At 68.9% G+C, this 12,017-nt stretch carries 9 protein-coding genes; 2 read left to right on the top strand and 7 right to left on the bottom strand.

Features of this window, described 5'->3' with window-relative positions:
- Positions 1-25 precede the first annotated feature (25 nt).
- From IG65_RS0114060 to IG65_RS0114030, 7 genes are all read right to left on the bottom strand, one after another.
- The gene (locus IG65_RS0114060; protein ID WP_030515355.1) at positions 26-1,042 is read right to left on the bottom strand and encodes an NADP-dependent oxidoreductase; all 1,017 of its coding nucleotides are present in this window, start codon (positions 1,040-1,042) and stop codon (positions 26-28) included.
- A gap of 44 nt (positions 1,043-1,086) precedes the next feature.
- Positions 1,087-1,956 (bottom strand): CHAD domain-containing protein, encoded by an 870-nt coding sequence (locus IG65_RS0114055; RefSeq protein WP_036524429.1) that lies wholly within the window; start codon positions 1,954-1,956, stop codon positions 1,087-1,089.
- Positions 1,953-2,915 carry a prolyl aminopeptidase gene (pip, locus tag IG65_RS0114050; RefSeq protein WP_030515353.1) on the bottom strand — a complete coding sequence of 321 codons (963 nt, stop codon included), beginning with the start codon at positions 2,913-2,915 and terminating at the stop codon, positions 1,953-1,955. Before pip ends, IG65_RS0114055 begins: the two co-directional genes overlap by 4 nt.
- Entirely contained in the window at positions 2,915-3,361 is a 447-nt protein-coding gene (locus IG65_RS38480; RefSeq protein ID WP_228816298.1) for a hypothetical protein, read from the bottom strand. Before IG65_RS38480 ends, pip begins: the two co-directional genes overlap by 1 nt.
- A gap of 106 nt (positions 3,362-3,467) precedes the next feature.
- Positions 3,468-4,361 carry a hypothetical protein gene (locus IG65_RS35865; RefSeq protein WP_051755962.1) on the bottom strand — a complete coding sequence of 298 codons (894 nt, stop codon included), beginning with the start codon at positions 4,359-4,361 and terminating at the stop codon, positions 3,468-3,470.
- A 66-nt stretch (positions 4,362-4,427) separates the two neighbouring features.
- Positions 4,428-5,765 carry a type I glutamate--ammonia ligase gene (gene glnA, locus IG65_RS0114035; RefSeq protein WP_030515350.1) on the bottom strand — a complete coding sequence of 446 codons (1,338 nt, stop codon included), beginning with the start codon at positions 5,763-5,765 and terminating at the stop codon, positions 4,428-4,430.
- Positions 5,766-5,838: 73 nt separating this feature from the next.
- Positions 5,839-7,389 (bottom strand): alpha/beta hydrolase, encoded by a 1,551-nt coding sequence (locus IG65_RS0114030; protein ID WP_156055591.1) that lies wholly within the window; start codon positions 7,387-7,389, stop codon positions 5,839-5,841.
- 209 nt (positions 7,390-7,598) lie between these two features.
- On the opposite strand from IG65_RS0114030, the gene panB reads away from it, so the two are divergent.
- Positions 7,599-8,459: a 3-methyl-2-oxobutanoate hydroxymethyltransferase gene (gene panB / locus IG65_RS0114025; RefSeq protein ID WP_030515348.1), complete on the top strand. Its 861-nt coding sequence runs from the start codon at positions 7,599-7,601 to the stop codon at positions 8,457-8,459.
- 300 nt (positions 8,460-8,759) lie between these two features.
- Entirely contained in the window at positions 8,760-11,771 is a 3,012-nt protein-coding gene (locus IG65_RS0114020; RefSeq protein WP_030515347.1) for a bifunctional [glutamine synthetase] adenylyltransferase/[glutamine synthetase]-adenylyl-L-tyrosine phosphorylase, read from the top strand.
- Positions 11,772-12,017 lie beyond the last annotated feature (246 nt).

Below are 12,017 nucleotides of genomic sequence, written 5' to 3'. Positions count from 1 at the left end.
CCTCTCCGCCGTCTCACCCTCGTGCTCAACGCGCCAGCCGCACCACAACCTTCCCGGTGTAGCGCCCCCGCACCGCATCCAGTAGAGCGCGCGGCGCGTTCTCGAGGCCTTCGACGACGGTTTCGACGCGTACGATATCTCCCGCCGCCGTCCATTCCCGCAGCTTCCGGCCGAATTCCGGGGCCAGATCCAGGTGATCGAGCGTGGTGAATCCGCGCAACGTCAATCGCTTGCCGATCACCGCCAGCAGATCACCCGGTCCCGCATCCGGCTCGCCGCCCGCGCGCTGCCTGGCCAGAGCTCCGCAGAGCGCGATGCGTCCGCCGACATTCATCACCTCGATCGCCGCACGCAATTGGGTTCCGCCGACATTGTCGAAATACACGTCCACGCCCCCGGGCGCCGCGGCTCGAAGCCGATCGACGAAGGGTTCGTCGTGGTAGTCGACGGCGGCGTCGTAGCCGAGTTCGTCGACGATGTAGGCGGCCTTGCGCGCTGAGCCGACGCTGCCGACGACGCGACCGGCGCCGAGCAGTCGCGCGATCTGCCCGGCCAGGCTCCCGGTCGCACCGGCGGCGCTGGAGACGAAGACGGTATCGCCGGCGCTCAGGCCGGCGACCACGGTCAGACCGACGTAGGCGACCAGACCGAAACCCAGATATCCGGACGGCGAGGGGTAGGCATCCGGATCCACCATGCGTACTGTCCGCGCGTCGGCGAGGGCGTGTTCGCGCCAGCCGAGCCGGTGCAGGACCAGCGCGCCCTCCGGAACGGTCGGATCGCCGGATTCGATCACCTCGCCGATCGCGTCGCCGGACAGCACCTCACCGATCGCGAACGGCGGCATCGGGATTCCGGGATAGGCGCCGATTCGCATGAGGCTGCCGGGGTCTATCGACATGAAGAGATTTCGGATCAGCAGCCGGCCGGCCTCAGCGGACGGCATCGGATGCTCGACCACGCGGAAATCGGTGAGTTCGGGGAACCCGGCCGGGCGAGCGGCCAGGTGGATCGAGCGGGTGGTCGCGGTTGTGGAGGTCATGGGGCGACCGTAGGGGTTGACGTATACGTGAAGGTCAAGCCCGATCAGGACAGGTAGTCGTAGTTCAGGAATTCGACGAGGGACGGGTACTGGTCGAGGGCGGTGCGCGCGGCTTCGACCTCGGCGGCGCACAGCAACTCGTAGGGGGTCGTATCGTCGCCGCGGCCGCGCACGATTTCGGCGCGGGCGGTGATGGTGGCAAGCGCCTCGATGGCGTCGCGGTGGTCGCCCAGGACGCCCTGGACCTTCTTCGCGCGCCGGGCCAGGTCCTCGGCGGGGCCGTTGAGGATATCGGTGGCGGCTTCGGCGCTGTAGCGTAAACGCTTGGCGGCCTTGCGGATATCGTGCAGCGCTTCGACCCGATCGGTGTCCTCGACGGCTCGTTCCGCGTCGACCCGGTCTTTCAGCCGGCGCAGGTCCGCGCGCACCGCGGCCGTGAACACGCGGTCGGCATCGCGACGGGCGCGTTTGCGGCGCAGCGGCGGATGGGTGCGCAGGCCGACCACTCGCGCGCGCAGCAGGTCGTAGCGCTCACCGTCGAGTTCCCGCAGCACGGTTCGGTGGGCGTCGGTGTAGGCCGCGCGCTCCGCGCTCACCAGCCGCCGCCCGAGATGCCGCTGCACGTCGGGATATTCGTCCAGCAGCGCGGCGAAGCGGTCGGCGCGCACCTCGGCGTCGCGGGCGATGCCGAGCAGCCCTGCCAGCCACCGCAATTCGTCGCGGATGGCATCGATCTCGCCGCGGTGGAACACCTTCCGATACGACCGCAGCACCGACCGCAGCCGGCGGGTGGCGACCCGCATCTGGTGCACCGAATCCGGTTCGTCGGCACGGACCTTCGGTTCCGCCGACAGCAGCCGGTCCACGTCCTCACCGAGCGCGGCGACGACGGCGGGACCGGCTGCGCCGCTCATCGCCGATCCCGGAATTCGTCGGTGGCCTCGATCAGATGATGGGTGGTCCCCGGCTCGGCCGCGGCATGCCCGGCATCGGCCACCAGATGCAGCCGCGAACCGGGCCAGGCCCGATGCAGATCCCAGGCGCTGAGCGCCGGGCAGACGATATCGTGGCGGCCCTGCACGATCACCGCGGGAATATGCGCGATCCGGCCGATATCGCGCAGCAGCTGGTTCTCTTCCAGGAATCCGCCGTGCACGAAGTAGTGGTTCTCGATGCGGGCGAAGGCCAGGGCGAAGCGGGGTTCGGCGGATTCGGCGACCCGTTCCGGTTGTGGCAGCAGCGAACTCGTCGCGCCTTCCCAGCTGGACCACGCCACGGCGGCGGCGGTCGCGACGTCCTGATCAGGGGAGTGCAGCAGCCGGTGATAGGCCGCCACCAGATCCCCGTCGCGCTCGCCGTCCGGGATCGGCGCCAGGTACTTCTCCCATTCGTCGGGATAGACGAATCCGGCGGCGCCGTTGTAGTACCAGTCGATTTCCTTGCGCCGCAACAGGAAAACGCCCCGCAGCACCATCTCCGTCACGCGCTCGGGGTGGGTCTGGGCGTAGGCCAGCGCCAGCGTCGAACCCCAGGACCCGCCGAAGACCTGCCAGCGCTCGATACCCAGATGGGTGCGCAGCCGCTCGATATCGGCCACCAGATGCCAGGTGGTGTTGATCTCCAGACTCGCCCCGTCGGCCACATGCGGCGTCGAACGCCCGCACCCGCGCTGGTCGAACAGCACGATCCGGTAGGCGGCGGGATCGAAGAACTGCCGGTGCATCGGATCGGTGCCGCCACCCGGGCCGCCGTGCAGGAACACCACCGGCTTGCCGTCGGGGTTGCCCGACTCCTCCCAGTAGATGTGCTGCCCATCGCCCACGTCGAGCATGCCCTCACGGTAGGGCTCCAGCGGCGGGTAGAGGGTGCGCATCAGAAGGCGATTCCCGAGGCGAGATCGGGCAGTTCCAGCGCCTGCAGCGCCTGCGTGCGAACATCCGAGCAGGTCTTGGTGGTGATCCGGTCCACCACGGCCTTGTCGCCGAGCACCGCCAGGTTGATGCCGCCGTTCTCCGCGGCCCACTGGTGCACCGTGATGTTCAGCGCCACCTTGCCCAGCGTCGGGCCCTGCACCCGCCAGTCCGACAGCTGCGGCGAGATAGCGTCGCACAGCTTCTGTGCGACCGGGTCGGGAACCTGGACGGGACTGGTCTGTCCCGGCTTGGCGGTGACACCGGCCGAACCGCTGGGACGCGCGGCCGTCGAGGTCGCCGAAGCGCCGGATTTCTCGGGGCCGGCCGAACCCGTGCTTTCGCCACCACATCCGGCGACCAGCACGACGGCCAGCGCCGCACCGACGGCGAGCGCTCCGCGAGTCATCCAACGGCTCTGCGACATCTGTTCCCTTTGTTCGATTCCGGCGTGCATCCGGAGTTCCTGCTGTGGACCTACGAGTCTGCCACCTCACCGCGAGTGGACGGGTGGCTCAGGCGAAGTTCGCGCGCAGCAGGTCCAGCATCTCGGTGACGAAGGGCGCGAACCGTTCGCCGGGGCGGCCCGGTGCCGTGTCGATGGTCAGCCACGAATACAGGGTGGTCAGCGGCGCGAGGCGTTCGGCCAGCTCGATCTCGCGGTCGGTGACGGTGGTCAGTTCCCGCCAGGCGTCGAAATACGCCGCGCGCTGCGGATCCCGGAAGGTGCGCACGGACAGGAAGGGATGGGTGATCAGCGCGTCGCCCCAGTCGAACACCGCGGCGGTGGCGCGGAAGACGTGGCCCGGATACAGGTCGTTGTGTTCCACGCTCAGCCGGTCGTACCGTGCGAGTTCGGCAGCGGCCGATTCGATCGCGAACTCCAGTCCCGGGGCGCGGTCGGCGAAGTGGCGGTAGACCTCGATCAGGCGCACCGGCGGCAGGTACGGAGTTCCGGTGTCGCGCAACGATTCCGCGTGCGTGCAGACGGTGTGCTGCAGGCCGGCGTAGGACCGCAGCACCGATTCCCATTCCGGGGGACGCGGCGGCGGCGCGTCCGTATCGTCGAGTGCGAAGTGGCGATCGAGTGGTCCGGTTCGCATGGTCTCGCCGCCGTCGCCTCCGAGGAACCATCCGTTCTCACGATGTACCGCAAGGGGTTTCGGCACCGATCCCGGAACGAGCCGATCCAAGGCCGCCAGCAGCGGGCCCTCGTGGGCGAACGCGCGCGCACTCGCCTTCGCCCAAACAGCTTCGCCGTTCGTCTCGATGCGGGCGAGCAGGGTCCAGTCCCGCCGCCGCATCTCCCGCGCGCCGGTCACGGTCAGTCCCCGCTGCGCGAGTTCCCGGGTGGCCCAGTCGATCAGTGGTTGCAGTGGTTGATCGGCCACCGATACAGGGGCGTTCATCGGGACAACCTAACCCACCTCGGCCATCGTCGGTGCGGCCGGTGGAAGCCGGTCTCGCACAGGCGATCACAGCGTCAGGTACTCGCCCAGCTCCCACGGGGTGACCTGGGCGCGGTAGGTGGCCCACTCGTGGCGCTTGTTGCGCAGGAAGAAGTCGAACACGTGCTCGCCCAGCGTTTCGGCGACCAGCTCGGACCGCTCCATCGCCCGCAGCGCCTCGTCCAGGGTCGAGGGCAGCTCGCGGAAGCCCATCGCGCGGCGTTCGGCGGTGGTCAGCGACCACACGTCGTCCTCGGCCTCGGGAGGCAGCGTGTACCCCTTCTCGATACCGCGCAGGCCCGCGGCCAGCAGCACCGCGAAGGCCAGATACGGATTGCACGCGGAATCTGGGCTGCGGATCTCGACTCGCCGCGAGGACTGCTTGTTCGGCGTGTACATCGGAACCCGGACCAGCGCAGAACGATTCGACCGGCCCCAGGACGCGGCGGTCGGCGCTTCGCCGCCGTGGATCAGCCGCTTGTAGGAGTTCACCCACTGGTTGGTGACGGCGCTGATCTCGTTGGCGTGCTCGAGAATGCCCGCGATGAACGCACGCGCGGTCTCGGACAGGTTGTTCGGGTCGTCGGGATCGGCGAAGGCGTTGTGCTCACCCTCGAACAGGCTCATGTGGGTGTGCATGGCCGAACCCGGATGGTCGGAGAAGGGCTTGGGCATGAACGAGGCCCGCACGCCTTCGTCGATGGCCACCTCCTTGATGAGGTAGCGGAAGGTCATCACGTTGTCGGCCATCGACAGCGCGTCGGCGTAGCGCAAATCGATCTCCTGCTGGCCGGGCGCACCCTCGTGATGGCTGAACTCCACCGAGATGCCCATCGATTCGAGCGCGTCGATGGCGTGGCGGCGGAAGTTCGGCGCCTCGTCGTGGACGGCCTGATCGAAGAAGCCGCCGTTGTCGGCGGGCACCGGACGGCCGTCCTTGAGCGCCGAGCGGATCAGGAAGAACTCGATCTCCGGATGCACATAGCAGCTGAACCCCAGGTCACCGGCCTTGTTCAGCTGCCGGCGCAGCACGTGCCGCGGATCGGCCCACGACGGCGAGCCGTCGGGCATCGCGATATCGCAGAACATGCGCGCCGAATGCTGATGGCCCTTGCTGGTGGACCAGGGCAGTACCTGGAACGTCGACGGATCGGGCTTGGCGACCATATCGGCCTCCGACACCCGGGCGAAGCCCTCGATCGCCGAGCCGTCGAATCCGATGCCCTCCTCGAAGGCGCCTTCCAGCTCCGCGGGGGCGATCGCCACCGACTTCAGATATCCCAGGACGTCGGTGAACCAGAGTCGCACGAAGCGGATGTCCCGCTCCTCGAGCGTCCGCAGCACGAATTCCTTCTGGCGATCCATACGCGCGAGCGTAGGCACCCGCGGTTAAATCCGTGTTACATCGTGCAACAACCGCCGGTCCGCATGTGTGGCGTCAGCCGCAGGTGAGTCCTTCCGGCGGTGTCTTCAGGTCGATGAGATAGGCGAAGACGGCGTCGTCCACGCACGGCACGCCCCCGGAGAGGAACGCGGTGTGGCGGGTTCCCTTGTTGGTGATCAGCGCCGCGCCCAGCTGATGGGCCAGATCGACACCGGCCTGATACGGGGTGGCCGGATCCGCGGTCGTGGAGATGACCACGGTCTTGGGCAGGCCCGGTGCGGAAATGTTGTGCGGGGAGCCGCTGTTGGGCACGGGCCAGAACGCGCACATCTCGAGCGGCGCCTGCCCGGTGGCGTGGCCGTCGTCGAGGAACGGGGCAACCTTGCGGTATTCCGCGTCCTGCTTATCGGTGTCGGCGCGGTCCCTGATGGCCGGATCGTCGACGCAGTGGATGGCCAGGAACGCGTCCTGCGAATTGTCGTAGGTGCCGTCCTTGCTGCGGCCATCGTAGAGATCGGCGAGCTGCAGCAGGATGTCGCCCTTGCCCTTGGCCAGCTGAGCCAGGCCCGCGCTCAGCACATTCCAGCTGTCCTCGGCGTAGAGGGTGTTCTGCACACCGGTGACCGCGTCGCTGTAGGTGAGCCCGCGGCCGTCGCGGGTCTCGGCCGGGTGGCTCCAGAGCTGGTTGACCAGATCGTGGAAGCGGGCCACCGTCTGACTCGCGTCCTGGCCCAGCGGGCAGTCCGGTTTGCTCGCGCAGTCGGCGGCGTAGGCGTCGAACGCCTTCTGGAATCCGGCGGCCTGCTGCACCGATTCCTTCTCCGGATCGGCATCCGGATCGAGGGCGCCGTCGAGCACCATGGCCCGCACCTTGTCCGGGAACTTCTCGGCGTAGGTGTAGCCGAGCCGGGTGCCGTAGGAGTAGCCGACGTAGTTGAGCTTGTCGTCGCCGAGCACTCCCCGGATGATGTCCATGTCCTGCACCACCTCGCGGGTGCCGACGTGAGCGAGGAATTCGTTGCCGGTCTTCTCGGTGCAGTGCGCGGCGAAGTCCTTGTTCTCCTGCTCGGCGGCCGCGATGCCGGCGGGGGTGTAGTCCTTGGGCGGTTCGGCGCGTTGCTGATCCCACTGCTGCCCGGTCAGGCATTCGATCAGCGGCGTGGAGGCGCCGACACCGCGCGGATCGAAACCGATGCGGTCGAACCGCTGCGCGAGCGGGGTGTCCTGTCCCTGCGCGGCCATCCACAGTCCGGCCTGGCCGGGCCCGCCCGGGTTGAACAGCAGCGATCCGATGCGCTGCCCGGTCGCCTTGATCCGGGAGACCGCGATCTGCGCGGTCGCGCCCTCGGGCTTGTCGTAATCGATCGGCACCGAGATGTGCGTGCATTCGGTGCCCTGCGGGAATCGGGTCGAGGAATCGCCGAATCCGTCACAGCTACCCCACGCCGGCACCTGGGTGTAGTACTTCTGCAGCGCGGCCGGACTCGGCGCGGACGGCTGGGCGACGGGGTGATTCTTCGACGTCGACGAGCAGGCGGCGGCCACACACATCAGGGCCACCGCGGCTGCGACGCGACCGGATCGCGACAAGGACATGCGCGCCATCCTTCCATCTCCGCCTGTGATCATTGCGGTGTCCGCGGCGGCCTCCGTGGTTGAGCAGGCTGCCTCCTCCGGCCGCGTCGCTCCCGCCGCGTGTGACGAATCCCATCCCGGGCACGCCTTAAACGCGGCACTGTCGCGGTGGCAGACTGGACGGGTCATAGCAACCCGGGGACCCGATCGGGCCTCGAGGACAGACGAAAGGGACGATGATGTCCGCTGCTCAGGATAATCCTGCTTCCGAAACCACCGCCTACGGTGCCGCACCGACAACTTCCCGGCGGAAGACGCGAGTACAGCACCTGCAGCATTGGAAATCCGCGGGTGAGAAGTGGGCGATGCTGACCGCCTACGACTACTCCACCGCGAAGCTGTTCGAAGAGGCCGGCATCCCCGTGCTGCTGGTCGGCGATTCGGCGGCCAACGTGGTCTACGGCTACGACACCACCGTGCCGATCACGATCGAGGAACTGCTGCCGCTGGTACGCGGCGTGGTCCGTGGGGCGCCGCATGCCCTGGTGGTGGCCGATCTGCCGTTCGGCAGCTACGAGGGCTCGCCCGAACAGGCGCTGGCCAGCGCCACCCGCTTCATGAAGGAGGGTGGCGCGCACGCGGTGAAACTCGAAGGCGGAGAACGGGTCTCCGAGCACATCGCCCGGCTCACCGCCTCCGGCATCCCCGTGGTGGCGCATATCGGCTTCACCCCGCAGAGCGTCAACACCCTCGGCGGCTACCGGGTGCAGGGGCGCGGCGACGGGGCCGAACAGCTGATCGCCGACGCCATCGCGGTGCAGGAGGCCGGGGCCGTCGCCGTGGTGATGGAGATGGTGCCCGCCGAGCTGGCCGGGCAGGTCACCCACAAGCTGACCATCCCGACCGTGGGCATCGGCGCCGGCAGCGACTGCGACGCCCAGGTGCTGGTCTGGCAGGACATGGCCGGCTACACCAGCGGTAAGACGGCCAAGTTCGTCAAGCGCTTCGGCCGCGTGGGCGACGAATTGCGCAGCGCCGCAGCGGAATACGCACAAGAGGTAGCGCAGGGTACCTATCCGGGGCCGGAACACAGCTTCTGAGGAACGGGTCGGCCGTGGGCTGCGTGCGCGCGGTCGACCCCGTTTCGGCGCGGACGCCGATGCCGCGGTAGGGCGGCTCAGGGCGTTCGATCCGGGTCCGAGCGATGGGCGGCTCGGGGCCGAGCTTGCTGTGGCCTCCGACCCGATACAGCTCGTTCCCGGTAGGCCGGCGGGAGGCGGCGTTCCCGCAGCCCTTCCCGAGAAGGAATCGGCTCCGTGACCGAAGTCGGCCGAGCACACCCTCCACCGCCTGCGAGCAGGCAACTTCCGCATGCTCGGCCGTGACGGTAATTTGAGAGAATGGTCCGGCCACCGACTGCACGTCCCGCAGTGCCCGGTGCCGGTCGGCTGGGATTGCTGGAGCCGACGGCAGCCGCGTCGTTACGAGAGCTCGCCTGGGACAATGTCGACAGCGTTGCACTGCTGTGGGCGTTGTCGCGGTCGCCGGATGCCGATCTGGCGCTGCTGACCCTGATCCGCCTGCGCGAGGCGCTCGGGTCCGATTGGGCCGCACTGGATTCCGCGCTGCGCACCGATCTGTCGTTGCGCGGCAGGCTGTTCGCGCTGATAGGCTCGTCGAGCGCGTTCGCCGACCATCTGGTCGCCGATCCGGCGAGCTGGCAGCTGTTGCGGCGGGAACTGCCGCGCACGCGCGAGATTCTCGACGATCTGCTCGATGTGGTCGGCGCCGCGCCCGAGACGGGGCCGAACGCCGCGCCGATGCTCTACCGCGCCACCCACGCCGGACCCGACGCGATCGCGTTGCTGCGCAAGCGATATCGCGATCAACTGATGGTGCTGGCCGCCCACGATCTGGCCGCCACCGTCGAGAACGAACCGGTGCTGCCGTATCAGCAGGTCGGCAACCATCTCACCGACCTCGCCGATGCCGCGCTCACCGCCGCGCTCTCGGTGGCGGTGGCGCGGATCTGCCCCGACGACCCGGTTCCGGTCCGGCTGGCGGTGGTCGCGATGGGCAAATGCGGTGCGCGCGAACTCAATTACGTCTCCGATGTCGACGTGGTGTTCGTCGCCGAACCCGCCGACACCACCGCCACCCGGCTGGCCGCGGAGATGATGGGCATCGCCGGCAGCGCGTTCTTCGACGTCGATGCGGCGCTGCGTCCGGAAGGCAAGGCCGGGGCGCTGGTGCGCACGCTGGATTCGCACATCACCTACTACAAGCGCTGGGCGCGCACCTGGGAATTCCAGGCGCTGCTGAAGAACCGCCCGGCCACCGGCGATCTGGAACTCGGCAGGCAGTACAGCGAGGCGCTGATGCCGATGGTGTGGAGCGCCTCGGAACGACCGGATTTCGTCACCGACGTGCAGGCGATGCGGCGCCGGGTCGAAAGCCTGGTGCCCGAGGACATGCGCGAGCGGGAGCTGAAACTCGGCCACGGCAGCCTGCGCGACGTCGAATTCGCGGTGCAGCTGCTGCAGTTGGTGCACGGTAAGGCCGATGAATCGCTGCACGTGCCGGGTACGGTCGAGGCGCTGACCGCGCTGGCCGCGCGTGGCTATGTAGGCCGCGACGACGCCGCGAACCTCACCGCCTCCTACGAATTCCTGCGCCTGCTCGAGCACCGCCTGCAGTTGCAGCGGCTCAAGCGCACCCACACCTTGCCCGCACCCGACGACGAGGAGGGGATGCGCTGGCTCGCTCGCGCGGCGCATATGCGTCCCGACGGGCGCCAGGACGCGGTCGGGGTGCTGCGCAGCGAGATCAAGCGCAACACCGTGCGGGTGCGCCGGCTGCACGCGAAGCTGTTCTACCGCCCGCTGCTGGAATCGGTGGCCCGCCTCGACGCCGCCGCGTTGCGCCTGAGTCCGCAGGCCGCGGTCCGCCAGCTCGCCGCCCTCGGCTACGCCGCCCCGGAGAACGCGCTCGGCCACCTCAAGGCGCTCACCGGGGAGGTGGGGCGCAAGGGCCGCATCCAGGCGCTGCTGTTGCCGACCCTGCTCGAATGGCTCGGTGACACACCGAATCCCGATGCCGGGTTGCTGGCCTACCGGCGGGTGTCCGAAGGCCTCGACGACCAGATCTGGTTCCTGCGCGAACTCCGCGACGAGGGGGCGATCGCGCAGCGGCTGATGATCGTGCTGGGCTCCTCGGCCTATCTGCCGGATCTGCTGATCAACGCGCCCGAAACCATCCGGATGTTCGCCGACGGACCGGACGGGCCGTTGCTGCTGACCCCGAAGGCCGAGGATGTGCGATCCAGCATCCTGGCCGGGGCCGCCCGCTACGACGATCCCAGACGGGCCGTGGCCACCGCCCGCTCGCTGCGCCGCCACGAGCTGGCCCGCATCGCCTCCGCCGACGTGCTCGGCATGCTGGAGGTGCCGCGGGTGTGCCGGGCGCTGTCGTGGGTCTGGGTCGCGGTGCTCGAGGCGTCGCTGCAGGCCGTGATCCGGGCCTGGGAGGCCGAACATCAGGCGCCGGTGCCGGCGGACGTCGCCGTGATCGGCATGGGCCGTCTCGGCGGGATGGAACTGGGCTACGGATCCGACGCCGATGTGCTGTTCGTCTGCGATCCGCGTGCCGGCGCGGACGAGACGGTCGCGGTGAAATGGGCTATCGGCGTCGCCGAACAGGTGCAGCGGCTCCTCGGCGCGCCCAGTACCGATCCGCCGCTGCAGGTCGATTCGGGGTTGCGGCCCGAGGGACGCAACGGTGCGCTGGTCCGCACACTGGCCGCCTATCGCGCCTACTACCAGCAGTGGGCGCAGCCGTGGGAAGTGCAGGCGCTGCTGCGCGCACATCAGGTCGCCGGCAACGAGGAACTGGGTTTGCGGTTCCTGCATTCCATCGATCCGGTGCGCTATCCCAAGGGCGGGGTCTCCGAGGACGCCGTGCGCGAGATCCGGCGGATCAAGGCGCGCGTCGACTCCGAACGCCTGCCGCGCGGCGCGAATCCGGCCACCCACACCAAACTCGGCCGCGGTGGTCTCGCCGATATCGAGTGGACCGTGCAACTGCTGCAACTCCAGCACGCGCACGAGGTGCCGGAGCTGCACAACACCTCCACGCTCGAATGCCTCGGCGTGATCGAACGGAACAAACTGCTCGACGCCCTCGATGTGGAGCTGCTGCGCGACGCCTGGCTCACCGCGACCAAGGCCCGCAACGCCCTGGTGCTGGTGCGCGGCAAACCCGCCGACCAGCTGCCCGGGCCCGGGCCGTTGCTCTCGGCCGTGGCGCGGGTCGCGGGCTGGCCGACCGACGACGGCAGCGAATTCCTCGACCACTACATGCGCGTCACGAGGCGGGCGAAGACGGTCGTCGAACGCGTCTTCGGCGGCGGGTGAGCGGGGCGTAGATCCGTCGCGGCGGGGTACGCGATCAGTGACACCGATACGTGGGCGCGGCGGTTGTCGCGGTCACGTCGGTCACCGGGGGCGGTAGGCGGCGCTTTCGTGGACCGGCGATGAATTCTCGCGATACGGTCGGCTCTGTGGACCGAAAACGTGTTGCGGGGAACAGACCGGACGCGATATCGGTTGGTACAGAGTGTGCTGTGCCGTCCTGACCGAGCGAGGGGTCCCGCAGAGCCG

It is taken from the genome of Nocardia sp. NRRL WC-3656, from assembly GCF_000720265.1.
Classification (GTDB): Bacteria; Actinomycetota; Actinomycetes; order Mycobacteriales; family Mycobacteriaceae; genus Nocardia; species Nocardia nova.
Note: the sequence above shows the minus strand (reverse complement) of the source record. Positions and strands in the feature narration are given on the sequence as shown.